This window comes from Mesorhizobium sp. YM1C-6-2 (genome assembly GCF_003666685.1).
Taxonomy (GTDB): domain Bacteria; phylum Pseudomonadota; class Alphaproteobacteria; order Rhizobiales; family Rhizobiaceae; genus Mesorhizobium_K.
This window is the reverse complement of record NZ_RCIZ01000013.1, coordinates 74,900-93,767: the sequence shown is the minus strand read 5'-3', so window position 1 is coordinate 93,767 and position 18,868 is coordinate 74,900. Positions and strand designations below refer to the sequence as shown.

The window sequence follows — 18,868 nt, the reverse complement described above, 5'->3', positions numbered from 1 at the left end:
ACGGAAAGCTTTGGGCCAATGCGGCCCGGTCCAAAGGAAGGGGAGCGGTCAGCCGCCGGTCACGCTCATATGGCGCGAGACGGCCGGCCGGCTGGTGCGCCGGTCGATGATGAAATCGTGGCCCTTCGGCTTGCGGCCGATCGCCTCGTCGATGGCTTCCGACAACAGTTCGTTGCCCTCTGAGGCACGCAGCGGCGCGCGCAGGTCGGCCGCATCTTCCTGGCCGAGGCACATGTAGAGCGTGCCTGTGCAGGTGAGCCGGACGCGGTTGCAGCTTTCGCAGAAATTATGGGTCATCGGCGTGATGAAGCCGAGCCTTCCACCCGTTTCCTTCACCTCCACATAACGCGCCGGTCCGCCGGTCTTGTAAGGAATGTCTTCCAGCGTGAACTGCCGCTCCAACTGAGCCCGAAGCAGCGACAGCGGCAGATACTGGTCGGTCCGGTCGGCGTCGATCTCGCCCATCGGCATCGTTTCGATCACCGTCAGGTCCATGCCGCGGCCATGCGCCCAGCGCATCAGGTCGGGTATTTCGTGATCGTTGAAGCCCTTCAGCGCGACCGCGTTGATCTTGATTGCCAGCCCCGCATCCTGGGCCGCGTCGATGCCTTCCATCACCTTGGCGAGGTTGCCCCAGCGGGTGATCGTGTGAAACTTGCCTGCATCCAGTGTATCCAGCGACACGTTGATCCGCTTCACCCCGGCATCCGCCAGTTCGCCGGCGAACCGGGCGAGCTGGGAGCCGTTCGTCGTCAGGGTGAGTTCGTCCAGCGTGCCGCTCTTCAGGTGGCGGGAGATCTGGCGCACCAGATGCATGATGTTCTTGCGCACCAGCGGCTCGCCGCCGGTCAGCCGCAGCTTGCGGACGCCTTTCTCGATGAAGACGCTGCACAGGCGGTCGAGTTCTTCCAGTGACAGAAGGTCCTTCTTGGGCAGAAAGGCCATGTCCTCGGCCATGCAATAGGTGCAGCGGAAGTCGCACCGGTCGGTGACCGATACGCGCAGATAGGTGATCGCGCGGCCGAACGGGTCGATCATGTCCATCGCTGCATTTCCAGTTGCCTGCACTGTCTGCCGACGCCGCCCAATGCGTGCCGGGCTGAGCGTTATATACAGCCATGTGATACGATCTGGCTATCCGTTCAAGGCTCCAGCGCCACCTCTGGCTGTTTTCCGGGGTTTCGCCGATGCGGGAAGCGGCGTAGAGAGCCGTTTGACAAGGGGATTGAGCCGATGAGCGCGCCGAAGGAACTCAGGGTATCGAAGGACCGGCGGACGCTGACGGTCGCCTATCACGACCATGAGCCGTTCGAGCTTCCAGCCGAGCTGCTGCGCGTCACGTCGCCTTCAGCCGAGGTGCAAGGCCATTCGCCCGACCAGCGCGTCACTGTGCCCGGCAAACGCAACGTGACGATCACCAGGATCGAGCCGATCGGCAATTATGCGGTGCGCATCGTCTTCGACGATTTCCACGATACCGGCATCTTCACCTGGGACTATCTGCACCGGCTCGGCCACGACAAGGACGAAGTCTGGGCCGCCTATCTCGCTTCGCTGGAGCAGAAGGGCCTGTCGCGCGGTTGACCGAGGTTACGTAAAGGTGCGCTCACCTTGATGTGATGCGCACGCTGTAACAAGCTCGATCGATTGACCGTATATCGCGGCATTGGACGGAATCGCCGCATGACGCCCTGGACCGACAGATCTGGAAAGTTTTCGCCCCTCAAGGCCGCCGTGCTTCTAGGAGCCTGCCTGCCGGCGCTGTGGCTCGCCTGGGCGGCTGCGAGCGGCGCGCTGGCGTCGGCCGCCCCGGTCGGCCTGCTGGGCGCGCGACCGATCACCGAGGCGATCCATCAGGCCGGGGATTGGGCGATCCGCTTCCTCTGGCTTTCACTGGCGGTCACGCCGCTCCGCCGCATCGCCAACTGGCCGAAGCTCATCCTGGTCAGGCGCATGCTGGGCGTCACCGCGCTCCTTTATGCGTTGATGCACCTGACGCTCTATGCCGTCGATCTCAAGTTCGATCTCCTGCGGATCGTTTCCGAGATCGCTTTGCGCTTCTACCTCACCATCGGCTTCGTGGCGCTCGCCGGCCTGATCGCGCTCGGCACCACCTCCACAGACGCGGCGATCAAGCGGCTAGGCGGCCGCAATTGGAATCGCTTGCACAGCATGGTCTACGTCATCGGCGTGCTTGCCGCCTTCCACTTCTTCATCCAGTCGAAGGCGGACGTCTACGAGCCGACGCTGATGGCCGGCTTCTTCCTGCTTCTGATGTTCTATCGCCTTGCCCATTGGCGCGGTTTCGCGCTGACCTCACCACTGGTGCTGGTGGCGATCGCCGTCCTTGCTGCGCTCGGCACGGCGGCGATCGAATATGCCTGGTACGGCATCGCGACCGGCGTGCCTCCTGGCCGGGTGCTCGCCGCCAACCTGCAGTTCTCGTTCTCGATCAGGCCCGCCTGGTGGGTGCTTGCGACCGGGCTCGGGGTCACGCTTCTTGCGCTGGTCAGGCCTTGGTTCGGCAGGAACGAACCCGCTCGCGGCCGCAGAGCGGCGGGGGCGACTGCATAGCTATTCCGGCATAGTGAGAACTGGATTTCGGTCCGGAATTGCCGGAGCAAAGTAGCCGGCTAGTCGGTCTTCAGTACGTCCTCGACCCGCCGCATCTGCTCGCCGAGCGCATCGCATTCGGCAGGCGTCGACTGGCTCATCGCCTTCTCGATGAGCGCCGTGTGCACCTTCAAGGCTTTCATCAACAGCTTCTCGCCTTCGGCGGTAAGGGTAAGCCTCAGGACGCGCTTGTCCTTCGCGTCGCCCTCGCGTTTCAGCAGTTTCCGCTTCTCCATCTGCGGCAGCAGCATTGTGATGTTGGAGCGGCCGACCAGCAGTTTGCGTGCGAGATCGTGCTGGGACATGCCGGGATGCCGGTAGAGGTTCATCAGCACGTCGAGTTGCGCCGGCTTCAGGTCGAGCGGTGCAAGCGCCGCCGCCACCGCGCGCTCCACCGCATGGCAGGCGCGCGCGACCGCGACCCAGTTGCGGAAGCGGGGATTATCCCAAGGAAGGTTCTGGGAAAGCTCTTGTTTATTGTTCATCTTTGAACTATTATGTTCATGCTTGAACCAATCTGCAGGCGGATAGCTATCATGGCATCAATCGGCGTCAAGGTCATCCGTGGGCTGTTCGGCGCCGCCGAGCGCATCGCGCCGCGCGTTGGCGGCAAGGCAGCGTTCGAACTGTTCTGCCGGACCCCCAATCCGAGGCGTCTTTCCGATGGCGAAAGGCGGGCTGTCAACCGCGCTGCGGAATTCATGGAAGGGGCAAGGCATCACCGGCTGGTGCTTGGCAGACGCTGCGTGATGGTGCACGAGTTCCGCCCGCGTGGGGGCAGGGACAATGCCGGCACTGTGCTCGTTCTGCACGGCTGGCGCTCCCGCACCGAATACATGAAGGCCCTGATCGAAGCCTATCGCGACGCCGGTTATCGCGTCATGTCGCTCGATCTCCCGGGCCACGGCGGCTCTGCCGGACGACGTCTCAACCTGGCAAGCGCCGTCACGGCCGTGCACTCCGTCGGCGAATGGTTCGGTCCCTTCGCCGCCGTGGTCGGCCATTCCTTCGGCGGGGCGGTTGCGGTGAACGCGGTCGCCGGTTCGGTGGTCGGCGTTCCCCCGCTTGCAGCCTCCAAGCTGGTGCTGATCGCCGCGCCGAGTTCCCTGCCGGTCCTCTTCGAGAATTTCGGCCACATCCTGAAGCTTGGCCCGCGTGTCAGGTTAGCGCTTGCCGAAGAAGTGCGCCGCATAGCCGGGCGTCCGCTGGACGAATTCGTCGGCTCCAGGCAATTGGCCGAAACGCCGGTGCCGACGCTTGTTCTCCACGCGCCCGACGACCGGGAGGTGCCGGCCGACCATGCCAGGCTTTTTGCGACCGCGGGGGACCATGTCCGCCTTCGCTGGGCGCCTGGCCTCGGTCACCGCCGCATCCTTTCAGATCCCGCAATCGTGAAGGATGCGCTGGGCTTCGTGGCCCACCAGACTCAACTTCACTGAGTCCGTCGCCAAACCACCTCCGGTTGCATTGGTGAAACGAAACCGGCACCGCCGCGTTGTCACCCCGTGACAATCGCAAAGGACGATGGAGGTATGGCCGTGAACAAGAAATACGATCAGACCGATAGCGAGCGCGATCAATCGCGCCGTCTCGAGCAAAATGAAGCCGAACGGCAGAAGGCGCGGCGGGAGGAAATGCCCGGTCGTCGCCAGCAGCACGCGAACGACGATCCGCGACGCCAGCAGGGTGGGTGGACGACCGACGAGGATGGCGACTCCGTCCGCGACAGCGATTCGGGTGAGAAGCTTGTCGATGAACCGTAGAAACGAACAAGCCGCCCGGCATGCACGGATGCCAAGAAGCTTGAGACGGTCACAAGGATGTGAAACCCTGCCGCAACACTCGTTGCGAAATTTATGGGACCTTAACGATATCGGTATGAATCGGTAATGTCCGCCCTACATCCGCCTTGGGTCGGATGATGCATTCATGCGGCGAACTCGAAATGGATCATCGATGAAACTCTCCTCGAGGAACGTTTTTCTGCTTCCCGTAATGCTTGCGGGGACGATTGCCGTGGGAATGCCCCAGGCGGAGGCGCAATCGCTGTTCGACAGCCTCTTCGGCGGCGGCGTGCGCAGCCAGCGCCTGGACAGCAGCGGCCAAAGCTCGCGCTCGGGTCGCCTTGACGGCAGTCGGCAATACCGCGACGGCGAGAGCTACGGGGCCGGCAAGCGGCCCAGCCGTCCGGTCGCTCGCAAGCCCGCAGCGATCGCCAAGATCAGCGCTCCCTCCTACTACAATTACAAGGCTGTGGCCCTCCAGGCCGTGGATTTCACGGCGCTTGCTGCAATCGGCCAGTCCGCCTCGCTCGACCAGGCGACCTCCGGCACCGATTTCCGCGAGGCGGTTGCCGGCCTTACGGGCTACGAACTCTATGCGGAGCCAGAGATCGCCAAGGCGCTGGTGGAATTCTATTCCGCCAATCCGGATTTCATCTGGGTCGCCGACAACGAGGTCAACGAGCGCGCGCGTGATGCATTGCGGGTGCTGGGCGAGGCGGCGAGCCATGGATTGTCGCCGGCCGACTACGCCGTAGTCGTACCTTCAGGCAGCCGCTCCGACGCCGATGCCGCCCCGCGCAAGCGCGAGCTTATCCGCTTCGAAATGGCCCTGTCGGCGCGCGTCCTGCGTTATGCACGCGACGCCGAGGCCGGGCGAATCAATCCCAACAAGCTCTCCGGCTATCATGATTTTCCAGAGAAGCCGTTCGACAGGGTAGGGGCGTTGAAAATCCTGTCGCTGGCCACCGACGTACGCGGCTGGCTCGAGGCGCGCCATCCCGATAGCCCGGAATACAAGGCGCTGCGGGTCGAACTCGAGGCGCTGAACGCCAGCGCCGAAAACGAAATCGTCGTCGATCCGAAGCTGTTGCTCCAGCCGGGCGAGTCCAACCCGGAGCTTGCCAAGATCCTGCATCTCATTGCCCGCGACCTCGATGACGAGATGGGCGGCGACTACGGCGAATTGCTCGCGCGGACCATCGGCGGCGAGACATATGGCGAGGAGTTGGTGCCGGTGATCAAGGCCGCCCAGGCCAAGGCCGGGTTGAAACCGGACGGCGTCATCGGGCCGCGTACGGTCGCCGCGCTTGCCGGCGCCTCGAAAGCCGACCGTATCGACAAGGTTCTGGTGGCGCTGGAGCAGTTGCGCTGGTTGCCGCACGACCTCGGCGAGACGCGCGTCTTCATCAATCAGCCGGCCTATACGGCGAGCTTCATCGACCATGGCGTCGAGAAGCTCAACATGCGGGCCGTGATAGGCAAGCCGTCCAACCAGACGAGCTTCTTCTACGACGAGATCGAGCAGGTCGACTACAACCCGTACTGGGGCGTGCCGCAGTCGATCATCGTCAACGAGATGCTGCCGCGCCTGCGCAACGATCCGGGCTATCTCGACCGCGCCGGTTATGAGGTGACCGACTCCAAGGGGCGCCGGATTTCCTCGTCGTCGATCAACTGGTGGGCCTATGGCGGCAAGGTGCCCTACAATGTTCGCCAGACGCCGAGCGAGGCCAATGCGCTCGGGGAACTGAAGATCTTGTTCCCGAACAAGCATGCAATCTACATGCACGACACGCCGCAGAAAGAGCTCTTCAGTCGCGACGAGCGCGCCTTCAGCCATGGTTGCGTGCGGCTTCAGGATCCGCGCGGCATGGCCGCCGCGGTGCTCGGCAAGTCGGTCGATTACATCGCCGACAAGCTGAAGAAGGGTCACTCGATGGAGAAGACCACGCTGAAGATACCGGTCTATGTCGCTTATTTCACCGCCTGGCCGGACAAGAACGGCAAGGTGGAATATTTTGGCGACGTCTACGAGCGTGACGCCCGCGTCGAACTCGCGCTGGAGAAGACGGACGCCGTCCGCGTCCCGAGCAGCTAACGCCGTTCAGGCTAGGGACCGCGCAACCCTGAAGGTTTCTCGCTTGGGCTTGGCGGGAACCTTTTCGATACGCTGCCGTCAAATAGGCTTACGGACGGAGTGGACCGATGCCTGTTTCGACTGCAACTGCGGAAAAACGCCAAACCAACGACATCGACCTTGCGCGGCGGGCGGCGCAAAGAGATCGGGGCGCTATCGGGACGATCATCAAATCCCACAACCAGCGACTGTACCGGCTGGCTCGTGCAATCGTCAAACGCGACGAGGAGGCGGAGGACGTCCTTCAGGAAGCATATCTCCGCGCTTTCTCGAATCTGGAGAGTTTTCGCGGCGACTCCACGCTCTCCACGTGGCTGTCGCGCATCACCATAAACGAGGCGCTGACCCGGTTGCGGAAGGGCAAGCGGCTCAGCCAGAGAGGCATCACCGTGGAAGCCATCGACGATGACGCACGGATAATACCTTTCCCCGGAAACGTGACCGAGTTCGATCCCGAACGCCTGACCGCCCAGCGTGAACTCCTCCGCTTGGTCGAGCGGGCGATCGACGATATGGCTGGTCCGTTCCGATCCGTTTTTGTGGCGCGGGTGGTCGAAGGTCTGAGCGTGGAGGAGACTGCCGATCTTCTCGAGATCCAGCCTACGACCGTAAAAACCCGGCTTCATCGGGCGCGAAAACTGGTCAGGCAGCGACTCGAGGACGAGATCGGGCCGGTTCTCCTCGACGCGTTTCCTTTTGCTGGAAAGCGTTGCGATCGTTTGACAGCCGCCGTGCTCGGCAAACTCGGCCTCTGAAACGATCCGGGAACCATCGGCCTCTGCTGGCATCCAATGGATGTAACTCAATGCGCCGGTCCCGGCGCCAAGGAGAACGTCCATGAAAACCATTTTAAAGGCCGCGCTGGGTGGCGCCTTCCTGTTTGTCCTCGCTCAGTTCGCGCCGGCTCAGGACAAGCCGTCCGATCCGCAGATCGCCCACATCGCCTATACCGCAGGCGTGATCGACATCGAGGCGGCGAAGCTTGCGATCTCGAAATCCAAGAACACCGAAGTGGTCGAGTTCGCACAGTCGATGGTCAAGGATCACGAGGCCGTCAACGTGCAGGCGCTCGACCTCGTCAAGAAGCTGAACGTGACGCCGGAGGACAATCCGACGAGCCAGGCGTTGACGAAGGCGGCCGAAGAGAAGCGCGCCGAACTCGGCAAGCTTGAAGGCGCCGCGTTCGACAAGGCCTATATCGACAACGAGGTCGCCTACCACAAGCAGGTCAATGACGCGCTGCAGACGCTGCTCATCCCGTCAGCCGAGAACGCCGAACTCAAGAGCCTGCTGGAAACGGGGCTCAAGCTCTTCCAGGGCCATCAGCAGCATGCCGAACACGTGGCGGCCAGCCTGAAATGACCACGCGCGCGCTCAACCGGCGCGTCTTCCTTGCGGCGGGGGCTGTCGTCCTCGCCTCAGGAGGCAGATCGCGCGCCCACAACGGGACGATCCATGTCAGCATCGAGAATCTGGCGTTCGTCCCGGCGAATATCGAAGCAGCGGTAGGTGATCGCATCGAATGGACGAACCGTGATCCGTTCGATCACACCGCAACAGTCAAGGGAGGCTGGGATATCGTCATTCCGGCCGGCCAGGTGGCCACCCGAATCGTGCAGGCCGGAGATACGGTCGAGTACTACTGCCGCTTCCACCCGAACATGACGGGCACGATCAAGGTTCGATAGTGGACGGCTGCCGCTGCTGGAAAGCCGCTATTTATATCTGGCTGATTTCTTTGCGAGATCATGGTGGGCGATGCAGGGATTGAACCTGCGACCCCACCCGTGTGAAGGGTGTGCTCTCCCGCTGAGCTAATCGCCCGCCGTCGACCCTGAGGCCGTAGCGCGCCGCGATATAGGCTGCGGCCGCCTTCGAAGTCAAGTTGCCTCAGCCGCGCGCCGCCGCGATCAGGCGTTCGGCGAGTTCAAGGGTCAGTTCGTCGAAATGCGAGATAACCCTGGACGGCTCGAACTCCCGTACGTGACGGTCCGTATAGCCGAAGTCGACCGCCACCACGGGGATGCCTGCCGCTTTCGCCGTGTCGATGTCGGTTCGGGAATCGCCTACCATGACAGCCTTGGCTGCGTCGCCACTGGCGAGCCCGATCGTCTCGGTCAGATGGCGCGGGTCGGGCTTGCGATGGGCGAACGTGTCCTGGCCGCAGATGGCCGCGAAATAGCCGCTCATGCCCAGTTCCACCAGGAGGCGCTTGGAGAAGTCCTCCGTCTTGTTGGTGCAGACCGCGAGCAGATAGTCGGCGGTCCGGAAGCGCTCCAGGGCTTCGACAACGCCTGGATAGGGTTTTGACTGGCCGGGGATGTTCGAGCCGTAGTGCGCGAGGAACAGGGCGAACAGCCGGTCATGCTCGTCCACGGGCAGGGCGCGGCGCTGCGCCTGGTAGGCGCGCTCGATCATCACGCGGCCGCCATGGCCGACGAATTGGCGGAAGCCCGCCGCGTCGGTGCGGGCGATGCCGCCGGCATCCAGGGTGTGGTTGAGGCTGTCCAGCAGGTCGGGTGCGGTGTCGACCAGCGTCCCGTCGAGGTCGAAAACGATAATCGGCTTGCCCATCGTATGCCGGTCCTGCCTGTTGAAAGTGCTGCGGGAGAATTCGACGATGGTTGGCCGATACCTTCTGCCGAATTGCTGCGCAAGCCGACCTTTTGCCGCTCCTATCGATGTGGCTGGGTCGGCGGCCTTTGCTGTCCGAGCCAAAGATGCTAGGAGCGCCCGACGATTTCAGGGCGGCGAACTGGCATGGATCCGAAGGCATTGAAGATCGAATCGGCGCGGGCTGCGCTTGCGCATGTCCGGGACGGCATGCGGCTTGGCATCGGCACCGGCTCAACCGCATCCGAGTTTGTCCGTCTGCTCGCTGAAAAGGTCGCGGCCGGCATGAAGATCATCGGCGTGCCGACCTCCGAACGGACCGCGGCTCTCTGCGCCGAGCTTGGCGTCGGCCTCTCGACGCTGGACGAAACGCCGGAACTCGACCTCACCATCGACGGTGCCGACGAGATCGGGCCGGAACTCAGCCTGATCAAGGGCGGCGGCGGGGCGCTGCTCCGCGAAAAGATCGTCGCGGCCGCATCGGCGCGCATGATCGTGATTGCCGACGACAGCAAGCTGGTGCCGGCGCTCGGTCGCTTTCCGCTGCCCATCGAGGTCAATCGCTTCGGCCTCAAGGCGACCGAGCTTGCGATCGTACGCGCTGCCGGCGAACTCGGCCTGTCCGGGCCGCTTACATTGAGGGTGACGAACGGCCAGCCTTTTGTTACAGACGGCGGGCATTTGATCCTGGATGCATCTTTTGGCCGCATTCCGGATACAAGAGCGCTGTCGAATGCTCTTCACGCCATTCCGGGGGTCGTCGAGCACGGACTGTTCCTGGGCTTGGCCAAGCTGGCGATCATTGCGGGCGCCGACGGCATCAGGACCGTCCAGGCAAACTGACAAACCAGGGAGTTCTTCCGATCATGAAGTTGATCAACCGCGCTCGCCGCATCGCCGCCGTCCTGGCAGCGTCGGCCTTTGTCGCAGCCGCATCGCAGGCCCATGCGCAGGAGATCGCCGAGTCGCATCTCGCGGCCGCGCGCGCGACCATCGATGCGGTCAATGCCACCGACAATTACGACGTCATCCTTCCCGCTGCTGCGCAGACGCTCAAGCAGGAACTCATCCAGCAGAATCCCGATCTGACGGAAGTGATCATCGCGACCGTCGACGAAAAGGCGCTCGGGCTTGCCGGCCGCCGCGCCGACCTCGAGCGCGAGGCGGCGATCGCCTACGCCAAGATCTTCAGCGAGGCCGAGCTGAAGGCCATTACCGCCTTCTACACCAGCGATGCCGGCAAGAAGCTGCTCGCCTCGGGCCCGATCGTCGCCCGCGAGGTGGTCAAGGCCGCCGAGATCTGGCAGCGCGGCATCTCCCGCGACCTGGCTACGGAAGTCGGCAAGCAGATTTCGGACATTGTCGACGCGCAGGTGAAGGCGGCCGGCGGCAATCCCGCTCCGGCACAGCAGGATGGCGCGGCCGCGCCGGCGCCCGCTCCCGAAGGTGGCGCTACTGCTCCGGAGGGCGAAGCGCCCTTGCTGCAGGGGCTCGACGCGCCGATCGAGTAAGCCGCGCCTTTCGCGTGGACCAAGGCCCGGCCAAGTGCCGGGCTTTTCTTTTTGGCCGCCCCCTCCTAACTGTCATTCGCTACCTTCCGCGGAGACCAGAGCCATGCCCCGATACGACTATGATCTTTTTGTCATCGGCGGCGGTTCCGGCGGTACGCGCGCCGCACGCGTCTCCGCCGCGCTCGGCAAGCGCGTGGCGATTGCGGAGGAGTACCGATTCGGCGGCACCTGCGTCATCCGCGGCTGCGTGCCGAAGAAGCTGTTCGTCTACGCCTCGCAGTTCCCTGAGCATTTTGCCGACGCTGCGGGCTATGGCTGGACCGTGCCCGAGGCGAGCTTCGACTGGCCGACCCTGATCGCCAACAAGGACAAGGAGATCGCCAGGCTCTCCAGCGTTTACGAAAGCGGGGTCGAGAAGGCCGGCGGCGATACGTTTCACAGCCGCGCCACGCTTGTCGACGCGCACACGATCCGTCTCGAAGGCGAGGACCGCACCGTCACCGCGGAGCATATATTGATAGCCACCGGCGGCCGCCCCAATCCGCACGCGGCACTTCCCGGACACGAACACTGTATCTTCTCCAACGAGGCCTTCGACCTGCCGCGCCTGCCGAAGTCGATTGCAATCGCCGGCGGCGGCTACATCGCGGTAGAGTTCGCCAATATTTTTCACGGGCTCGGCGTCGACACCACGCTCGTCTATCGCGGCAAGGAGATATTGCAGCGCTTCGACATGGACTTGCGGAGCCGGCTGCATGAGGAAATGACCGCGAAGGGAATCCGCATCCGCTGCCACACCATCTTCGAGCGTATCGAAAAGCGGGACGACGGTATGCTCGCCGCTACACTCAACAGCGGCGATGTTCTTTTCGCCGACGAGATCATGCTCGCCATCGGCCGCATCCCCAACACCGAGGACCTTGGGCTGGAAGCCGCCGGTGTGGAAACAGGCGCCAGGGGCGAAGTGCTGATCGATGCCTTTTCCCGCACCAATGTCGAGAACATCTGGGCGATCGGCGACGTCACCGATCGCGTGCAACTGACGCCGGTGGCGATCCACGAGGCGATGTGCTTCGTCGAGACGGCGTTCAAGAACAATCCGACCGAGCCCGATCACGACTGCATTGCCACCGCCGTCTTCTCGCAGCCCGAGATCGGCACGGTTGGGCTTGCGGAAGACGAAGCGGCGAAACGTTTCGCCAACCTCGAAATCTACAGCGCCTCGTTCCGGCCGCTGAAGCACACTCTGTCCGGCCGGCAGGAGCGGATGCTGACCAAGCTTGTGGTCGACGCCGCCACGCGGCGGGTGCTCGGCGCCCATATCCTCGGGCCGGACGCTGGCGAGATGGCGCAGATCCTCGGCATCGCGCTGAAGGCCGGACTGAGCAAGGATGACTTCGACCGCACCATGGCAGTGCATCCGACCGCCGCGGAAGAACTCGTCACCATGTATAAGCCGACCTATCTGGTGAAGGACGGCGTCCGCACCACCTGCTAAATTACGTGAGGGCAGGATCAGTTTCTGTCCAGAATTGCCACGAAAGCTCTAACCAGCCGGCGCCTTCACGCGTGCCGCCCGCCGCGAGATCTGCTGGTCGGCGAGCACGCCGATCAGGATGACCGAGCCCATCACGGCGAAGTTCAGCGAACTCGGGATGCCGAGCAGATTGACGAGGTTCTGCAGCACCTGCAGCAGCACGGTGCCGAGCACCACGCCGACGATCGAACCTTCGCCGCCACGCAGCGAGCAACCGCCAAGCACCGCCGCTGCAATCGCGTAAAGCTCGTAGAAATTGCCGTGCGAGGAAGGCGAGATCGAGCGCGTGTACATGGCGATGAAGACCGCAGCGACCGCCGTCAGACCGCAGCAGATCACATAGGCGGCTATGGTAATGCGGGCTGTGTGGATGCCGCTGTAGCGTGCCGCTTCCTCGTTCTTGCCGACAGCAAAAAGGTAGCGCCCGAACACCGATTTGTGCAGCACCACGCCCATTACGAGCGTAATCACGATGAACGCGATCAGGCTATGGGGAATGCCGTAGAAGCGACCCGCGGTCAGCCATTCCAGCGTCGGAAAGCTTGCGCCGAACGGAAAGCCCGCCGTTGCATCCTCCGTGTAATATCGCGCGATGCCGCGGTAGATGAGCAGGCCGCAGAGCGTGACCACGAAGGGCTGCAGTCCGAGCTTGGCGACCAGAAAACCGTGCAGCAGGCCGATCAGGCAACCGATCGCCACCACGATGACGAAGGCAAGGGCCGGGTTCACGGCCTCGCTCGCGACAAGGTCGATGAAGACCACGCCGAGCAGCGCGATGATCGAGCCGACGGACAGCTCGATGCCGCCGGAGATGATGACGAAGGCCTGCGCGACGGCGAAAATGCCGAAGAGGCCGATCAGGTTCGCTGTGTTTGACAGGTTGATCGGTGACAAGAACCGCGGATTGATGATCGCGACCACCGTGCCGACGATGATGATGAGGATGAGGAGCCACAGATCCTTGCGGTTGATCATCGGGTGCGTTTTCCGGTGAGGCGGGGCAGGGACGTCATGCCGCGATCCTTCCGACCGCCAGCGACAGGATAGACTGTTCCGAAAGCTCGCCGCGTTCCAGGAAACCGGCGATGCGTCCTTCGTGCATGACCGCGACACGGTCGCTGACGCCGATCACCTCCTCCATGTCGGAGGAGATCATCAATATGCCTACGCCGTGGTCGGAAAGCTCCCGCATCAGCCGGTAGATCTCGCTTTTTGCCCCGACGTCGACGCCGCGCGTCGGCTCGTCGAAGATCAGCACCTGCGGTTCCATAGACAGCCATTTCGCCAGCACCACCTTCTGCTGGTTGCCGCCCGACAGCGAACTGGCTGGCGCCGAGACGCCGCGGGAGCGGATGTCCAATCGCTGGCGCTGCTTCAAGGCGTCTTTCTCCTCGGCGTCGAAGTCGATCAATCCGCGCTTCGCATGCGCTTCCAGATTGGCGAGCGTGATGTTCTCGCGGATTGGAAAATCGACGATCAGACCAGAGCGCTTCCGGTCTTCCGGCACCAGATAAAGTCCTCTCGCGATCGCCGCGCTCGGCGAGGCGATCGGTGCTGCGACGCCCTTGATCGTGATCGAGCCGCCCTCGAGCGGCTCGAGGCCGAAAATGGTGCGCGCAAGCTCGGTGCGACCGGAGCCGACAAGTCCTGCGAGCCCGAGTATCTCGCCCCGCCGCACCGACAGGCTGACGGATTGCTCCGGGCGGTAGGCTGTCCTGACGCCGGTGAGTTCGAGGATGGACTCTCCCGGCGGATTGGCCGGCGGGCGGTAGAGGGTCTTGAGGTCGCGACCGATCATATGGCGGATCATCGTCTCGGCATGGATCTCAACCTTGCCGAGTTCTGCGACGCGCCTGCCGTCGCGCAGCACGACGACCCGGTCGGCGCAACCTTCTATCTCGGCGAGGCGGTGCGAGATGAAGATCACCGACACACTTTCGGCCTTAAGCCGGGCGATGATCTTCAACAGCCGCTCGGTCTCCGACGCGGTCAGGCTGGATGTCGGCTCGTCCATGATGACAAGCCTCGCTTTCAGCGAAAGCGCCTTGGCGATCTCGACCAGCTGCATCTGCGCCAGCGACAATCTCGCGACCGGCGTCTCCGGGGCGAAATCCGCACCGAGTTGCTTCAGATAGGGCTCCGCCCGCCGGTTCAGTTCTTCCTCGTCGATCAGCCTGAGCGGCCCGCCCTTCAGCGGCTCGCGGCCGATGAAGATGTTCGCCGCGGCGGTCAGGTTCTCGAAGAGGTTCAGTTCCTGGTGCACGAAGGCTATGCCGCCGCGCATCGAGCCGCCGACGGTGAGCCGCTCCATCGCCAAGCCGTCGAGCTCGATCGAGCCGGCGCTCGGCGCGACCACGCCGCCGAGGATCTTCATCAGCGTCGACTTGCCGGCGCCGTTTTCTCCGACGAGACCGATCACCTCGCCCTGGCTGACGGAAAGGCTGATGTCGTCCACGGCCCTGATGCCGGGATACACCTTCGAGATTCCCGTCATCTTCAGGAACGGCTCTGGCATCGGCGAACTATGCTGATTGGTTCGTCGGATAACAATACGCGCCGAACAGGCCGGCTGGGAGAATGGGCCGGCCTGTTCGCTCCAAGGCGTCAGCCGCCGCTGATGCGCGACTTCAGTTCCGCCTCGAACGCGTCGACATTGGACTTGTCGATCATCTTGGTGGGCACGATGATTAGCTTGTTCTCTGGCACGACCGATTTGTCGCCTTCCAGATATTTCGCCATCAGCTTCATGCCCTGGTAGCCCCATTCGTACGGATCCTGCACGACCGTCCCGGCGATGGTGCCTTCACGCACGCCGCCCAGCGTGATCGGGTCTTCGTCGAAGGCGATGACCGTCACCTGGCCGAGCTTGCCGCTCTCCTTCAGCACTTCGTAGATGCGCGGCGGATTGTAGGAATAGAAGCCGACCATGCAGTCGATGTCGGGGTTGGCGGCCAGCGCGTCCTCGACGTTGCGCTTGGCGCGCGTCTGGTCGATGTCGTCGCCGCGCACGTCGATCAGTTCGACCTTCGAGCCGGCGATGGTCGACTTCATGCCCTCGATACGCTCGCGCGCATTGTCGGCGCCCGGCAACCCAACGAATCCGATGCACTTGCCGCCTTCGGGCAGGGCCTTCAGGGCGATCTCGCCCGCCTGCTTGCCGGCGTCGGTGTTGGACGAGCCGATATAGGCGATGCGGTTGGTGTCGGGAGCGTCGCTGTCCGTGGTGAAGAGCGGCACCTGGCTGCCGATCTTGTTCAGCGAATCCGTTGACGATTTCGGATCGACGGCGCTCACCATGATGGCCGACACGCCGCCCGCCACCAGGTCCTCCATCAGGCGCTGCTGCACGGCAGCGGCGGCCTGTTCGGGATATTTCAGTGAAAGGTCGTAGTTCGGCAGTTCGTCCTGTGCCTTCTTCACGCCGGCCTCGGCGAGCTTCCAGAAGTCCGACGCGCCGTTCACCACGAAGGCAAGCTGCTTCTTCTCCTGCGCCACGGCGCCGGTCGCCAGCAATGCGGCAGTCACCAGCAGGGCGCTTGCAAGTCCGAGCTTCATGAATTCCTCCCTTTTCCGTTGTTCGTTTGCGGAAACGCAGCGGCATATAGGGCAGGTAAAGGCGAAGGGGAGGCCGATGGGAACTCCCGGTGCGAAACCCGTGGCGCGCCCTCCAACGCGCCGTCCTTATCCGCCAGAATTCGAGTTTCCGAGGTCAGCTAAACGGACCTCTGGAACGGAGTCAATCACGAATTGTCGGACAAATCACACAATTTGATCGTTGAGTGTGGCGCATCCGTGCGCTAGGGGCGCTGCGTTCGAAGCGGCTTGGCTCGCACCGGCGTTCAACTCAGATGTAGATGCCGCGCCCGTGGCAGGCTTGCTGCACGGCTATCGTGCGCTCCGTCGGGCCGCCAAGATCCGTCACGATGAAACCGCCCTGAACCAGCGTGCCGACGAAAGGCGTGTCGCCAGCTCCCGGATTGAAATAGCCGCAGACGGTCACCGCTCCGCCGGCGTCCCGCTGGGCGATCATGGTGCGGAAGGTGGCAGATGGCTGTCCGGCGCGGGCGCGCACGGCCGCCTCGATGGTCCCGCGATCGGTATCCGTCAGTGTCACCGAGCTTCCGGCGCCGGACCCGCCCGTTGCCGAAGGTTTCGATGCCTGCGGCGCCGACGTGCAGGCCGCCGCTGCCAGAAGCAGCAGGAGTGCTGGCATTTTTTTCATCATTGTGGTCCTCCCTCGATGGTGAGCATCGCCGAAGGCAGGTGACGACGCAATACCCGCTAGAACGGACCGAAGCCTGGCTTGCACTACACTCGGGCCGTGGAATTCTCGGCGTCGAACTGCCCGGCGTCGGAATAGTTTGCGGAGGACGGAACGACATCATGGCGTGGTCCGTCATCGACAAGGCCGCTATCGAGGCCTAGCTTTGGCGCCACCCGGCGTGAGGCTCTCGATGAAGCGCTTCAGCGCCTTGCCGATGTATGCTCCAATCTCTTCCGTAGGCTCGAAACCCCACCAGAGCAACGACCCTTGCCAGTGCGTCGCGAGCAACAGCCCGATGTCGCGCGGCGCGCCGGGCATGTTTGCAAAGCGTTCGTCGAGCGCCGCTGACAGAGCCTTCTTCCAGGCGGCGCCTCGCGCCCGCAAGTCCGGATCGCGAAAATCCTCGCGCAACACCATCAGGCCCTCGGCGTAGGCCTCTATGCCGCCATAGCTTCCCGACAGCGCCACCAGCATCTCAACCGCGCCATCAGGCGTCCTCGGCGAACTGTCGGCGAGGCTCGCCGTCTTCTCGTCGAGCTGGTCCCAAGCCTGCATCAGCGTGGTGCGCTTGAGTCCCGCCTTGGTCTTGAAGCGCTGCACCAGCGTCGCCGGCGACAGGCCGCAGGCCTTGGCCAGTGCGTCGAAGGTCAGCGCCTCCGGCCCAGCCTCGTGCATCAGCCTGTGGGCCGTGACCAGCACCTCTTGGTCGGAGAGCGTTTTTTTTCGGGGCATATTGACTCTCATTTATAAGTGAATAGTTGTTTATAAATGATTTAGAGTCCGACGCCAAGCCGTCCGCAACCATGGGAGGAACGCGCATGACCCTCGAAGGCAAGGTGGCCCTGGTCGCGGGTGCGACCCGCGGAGCGGGCAGGGGAATCGCGGTGGAACTCGGCGCCGCCGGCGCTACGGTCTATGTCACCGGCCGCACGACGCGAGAACGCCAATCCGAGTACAGGCGGTCGTCGGAGACGATCGAGGAAACCGCCGAGCTCGTCACCGCCGCCGGCGGCAAAGGGATCGCGGTGCCGACGGACCATCTCGTCTCTGCCGAGGTGAAGGCGCTCGTCGACCGCATCCGAGCCGAGCAGGGACGTCTCGACATCCTCGTCAACGACGTCTGGGGCGGCGAGCTTCTCTTCGAATGGGACAAGCCGGTCTGGGAGCATGATCTGGAGAACGGCCTGCGCCTGCTGCGTCTCGGCATCGACACGCATCTGATCACCGCGCACCACGCGCTGCCGCTGCTCATCGAGGAGCCCGGCGGTCTGCTTGTCGAAGTGACCGACGGCACGGCTGAGTACAATGCCGACCATTACCGGCTGTCGCCCTTCTACGACCTCGCCAAGGTCGCCGTGAACCGCATGGCGTGGGCTCATGCGAAGGACCTGGAAAAGCACGGCGCGACCGCCATGTCGATCACGCCCGGCTGGCTGCGGTCCGAGATGATGCTCGAGCATTTCGGAGTGAAGGAGGAGAATTGGCAGGACGCCACGAAGAACGTGCCGCACTTCGTCATCTCGGAGACGCCGCGCTTCGTCGGCCGCGCGGTGGCCGCCCTCGCCGCCGATTCCAATCGCGCGCGTTTCAATGGCCAGTCGCTCTCCAGCGGCGGCCTGGCCAAGGTCTACGGCTTCACCGATCTCGATGGATCGCAGCCGGACGCTTGGCGCTATATAGTGGAGGTGCAGGAGGCCGGCCTGTCTGCCGACGCGACCGGCTATCGTTGACGCAGCGTAATCGCACCACAGGGTGGTCCGACCACAAAAGCGCTCGCTAAAGCCCGCAAAAGGCGTAGCATCGATTTCGTGATGTCCGTCCCCTGGAGTTTGGACGCATGGGCGCCGCCACTTTCAACACCGACCGGGTTCCCACCTGCGACGACATTGTTTCCGCTCTGCTTTCGGGACATCCGCTCGGCCAGCCTGTTTCGACGCGTTCCGTCCTGGCGGATTTCCGCGGTACCGCCCCGGCCAGTCTGGAGACCGACGACGCGATCGTTGAATCCGTCGTTCGGATCGCAACTGGTAGGACCATGGCGGTCGTCTTCGATCATCGCGTGGCGCCTGAAGCGTCTGCGATGTCATGGCGGTCCGACGCGGCGGTTTGACGTCGCCGCTGCCTCGGGAACCATTCGAATCCTCCCCCGTTAAGCATGCGGTCACCGCCCGGGTGATCATGGGCTCACGCCCGAAAAAGCCCGCTGCTCTCCCCTCAGGCAGCGGGCTTTGCTTGCGGCGCTCCTGCGCCGGGAAAAGGGAAGGGAACCTCGGCGCGATCGTCGTGCTGATAGGCCCACCTCGGCCTAGTTGCCGACCGCGAGCCGGCGCGGCTGGCTTTGGGCTCTGCACCGCACCGGCTCCAGGTAGCCATGTCGGACCACCACGGGCGATGGTAGGTGCAACCGCG

At 63.5% G+C, this 18,868-nt stretch carries 21 protein-coding genes and 1 tRNA gene; 13 read left to right on the top strand and 9 right to left on the bottom strand.

All coding sequences use genetic code 11. The annotated features are described in order from the left end of the window. Positions 1-48: 48 nt before the first annotated feature. Positions 49-1,044 carry a GTP 3',8-cyclase MoaA gene (moaA, locus tag D8676_RS23800; protein WP_121583581.1) on the bottom strand — a complete coding sequence of 332 codons (996 nt, stop codon included), beginning with the start codon at positions 1,042-1,044 and terminating at the stop codon, positions 49-51. Positions 1,045-1,233: 189 nt separating this feature from the next. Here moaA and D8676_RS23795 point away from each other — a divergent pair, with 189 nt between their 5' ends. Both D8676_RS23795 and D8676_RS23790 read left to right on the top strand, forming a co-directional pair. Further along, complete coding sequence (locus D8676_RS23795; RefSeq protein ID WP_121583580.1) at positions 1,234-1,584, top strand: DUF971 domain-containing protein; 351 nt, start codon at positions 1,234-1,236, stop codon at positions 1,582-1,584. Positions 1,585-1,683: 99 nt separating this feature from the next. Continuing rightward, entirely contained in the window at positions 1,684-2,574 is an 891-nt protein-coding gene (locus tag D8676_RS23790) for a protein-methionine-sulfoxide reductase heme-binding subunit MsrQ (RefSeq protein WP_121583579.1), read from the top strand. Between the two features lie 59 nt (positions 2,575-2,633). Here the strand turns inward: D8676_RS23790 and D8676_RS23785 are convergent, their stop codons facing one another. Further along, entirely contained in the window at positions 2,634-3,098 is a 465-nt protein-coding gene (locus D8676_RS23785) for a MarR family transcriptional regulator (protein WP_121583578.1), read from the bottom strand. Between the two features lie 51 nt (positions 3,099-3,149). Between D8676_RS23785 and D8676_RS23780 the strand changes: the two genes are divergently transcribed. The 6 genes from D8676_RS23780 (at position 3,150) to D8676_RS23755 (ending at position 8,222) form a co-directional block, all read left to right on the top strand. After that, a complete protein-coding gene (locus tag D8676_RS23780; RefSeq protein WP_121583623.1) occupies positions 3,150-4,052 on the top strand; it encodes an alpha/beta fold hydrolase in 903 nt (300 codons plus the stop codon). Between the two features lie 99 nt (positions 4,053-4,151). Beyond that, complete coding sequence (locus tag D8676_RS23775; RefSeq protein ID WP_147448246.1) at positions 4,152-4,376, top strand: hypothetical protein; 225 nt, start codon at positions 4,152-4,154, stop codon at positions 4,374-4,376. A 193-nt stretch (positions 4,377-4,569) separates the two neighbouring features. After that, the gene (locus D8676_RS23770; RefSeq protein WP_121583576.1) at positions 4,570-6,495 is read left to right on the top strand and encodes a murein L,D-transpeptidase; all 1,926 of its coding nucleotides are present in this window, start codon (positions 4,570-4,572) and stop codon (positions 6,493-6,495) included. A gap of 107 nt (positions 6,496-6,602) precedes the next feature. Then, positions 6,603-7,289: an RNA polymerase sigma factor gene (locus tag D8676_RS23765; RefSeq protein WP_121583575.1), complete on the top strand. Its 687-nt coding sequence runs from the start codon at positions 6,603-6,605 to the stop codon at positions 7,287-7,289. Between the two features lie 82 nt (positions 7,290-7,371). Further along, complete coding sequence (locus tag D8676_RS23760; protein ID WP_121583574.1) at positions 7,372-7,896, top strand: DUF4142 domain-containing protein; 525 nt, start codon at positions 7,372-7,374, stop codon at positions 7,894-7,896. Beyond that, the gene (locus D8676_RS23755; RefSeq protein WP_121583573.1) at positions 7,893-8,222 is read left to right on the top strand and encodes an amicyanin; all 330 of its coding nucleotides are present in this window, start codon (positions 7,893-7,895) and stop codon (positions 8,220-8,222) included. Before D8676_RS23760 ends, D8676_RS23755 begins: the two co-directional genes overlap by 4 nt. 61 nt (positions 8,223-8,283) lie before the next feature. On the opposite strand, the gene D8676_RS23750 is transcribed toward D8676_RS23755, so the two are convergent. Continuing rightward, positions 8,284-8,358 (bottom strand) — tRNA-Val (locus D8676_RS23750). A 66-nt stretch (positions 8,359-8,424) separates the two neighbouring features. Then, positions 8,425-9,108: an HAD family hydrolase gene (locus D8676_RS23745; RefSeq protein WP_121583572.1), complete on the bottom strand. Its 684-nt coding sequence runs from the start codon at positions 9,106-9,108 to the stop codon at positions 8,425-8,427. 186 nt (positions 9,109-9,294) lie between these two features. Between D8676_RS23745 and rpiA the strand changes: the two genes are divergently transcribed. The 3 genes from rpiA to gor all read left to right on the top strand — a co-directional run bounded on the left by rpiA (position 9,295) and on the right by gor (position 12,156). After that, positions 9,295-9,990, top strand: a complete 696-nt coding sequence (gene rpiA, locus D8676_RS23740) for a ribose-5-phosphate isomerase RpiA (protein WP_121583571.1) — start codon at positions 9,295-9,297, stop codon at positions 9,988-9,990. Positions 9,991-10,013: 23 nt separating this feature from the next. Continuing rightward, positions 10,014-10,658, top strand: coding sequence for a DUF2059 domain-containing protein (locus D8676_RS23735; RefSeq protein WP_121583570.1), 645 nt, complete (start codon positions 10,014-10,016; stop codon positions 10,656-10,658). 103 nt (positions 10,659-10,761) lie between these two features. Continuing rightward, on the top strand, positions 10,762-12,156 hold the full coding sequence (gene gor / locus D8676_RS23730) for a glutathione-disulfide reductase (protein WP_121583569.1): 1,395 nt from the start codon (positions 10,762-10,764) through the stop codon (positions 12,154-12,156). A gap of 48 nt (positions 12,157-12,204) precedes the next feature. Here the strand turns inward: gor and D8676_RS23725 are convergent, their stop codons facing one another. The 5 genes from D8676_RS23725 to D8676_RS23705 all read right to left on the bottom strand — a co-directional run bounded on the left by D8676_RS23725 (position 12,205) and on the right by D8676_RS23705 (position 17,191). Next, entirely contained in the window at positions 12,205-13,167 is a 963-nt protein-coding gene (locus D8676_RS23725; protein WP_121583622.1) for an ABC transporter permease, read from the bottom strand. 37 nt (positions 13,168-13,204) lie between these two features. Continuing rightward, positions 13,205-14,710, bottom strand: coding sequence for a sugar ABC transporter ATP-binding protein (locus tag D8676_RS23720; protein ID WP_121583568.1), 1,506 nt, complete (start codon positions 14,708-14,710; stop codon positions 13,205-13,207). An 89-nt stretch (positions 14,711-14,799) separates the two neighbouring features. Next, entirely contained in the window at positions 14,800-15,750 is a 951-nt protein-coding gene (locus D8676_RS23715; protein WP_121583567.1) for a sugar-binding protein, read from the bottom strand. 289 nt (positions 15,751-16,039) lie between these two features. Further along, positions 16,040-16,420, bottom strand: a complete 381-nt coding sequence (locus D8676_RS23710; RefSeq protein WP_121583566.1) for a hypothetical protein — start codon at positions 16,418-16,420, stop codon at positions 16,040-16,042. Between the two features lie 186 nt (positions 16,421-16,606). Next, complete coding sequence (locus D8676_RS23705) at positions 16,607-17,191, bottom strand: TetR family transcriptional regulator (RefSeq protein ID WP_121583565.1); 585 nt, start codon at positions 17,189-17,191, stop codon at positions 16,607-16,609. Positions 17,192-17,277: 86 nt separating this feature from the next. On the opposite strand from D8676_RS23705, the gene D8676_RS23700 reads away from it, so the two are divergent. Next, the gene (locus D8676_RS23700) at positions 17,278-18,189 is read left to right on the top strand and encodes an SDR family oxidoreductase (RefSeq protein WP_121583564.1); all 912 of its coding nucleotides are present in this window, start codon (positions 17,278-17,280) and stop codon (positions 18,187-18,189) included. Between the two features lie 107 nt (positions 18,190-18,296). After that, positions 18,297-18,569 carry a hypothetical protein gene (locus D8676_RS23695; RefSeq protein WP_121583563.1) on the top strand — a complete coding sequence of 91 codons (273 nt, stop codon included), beginning with the start codon at positions 18,297-18,299 and terminating at the stop codon, positions 18,567-18,569. The last annotated feature ends 299 nt before the right edge of the window (positions 18,570-18,868 follow it).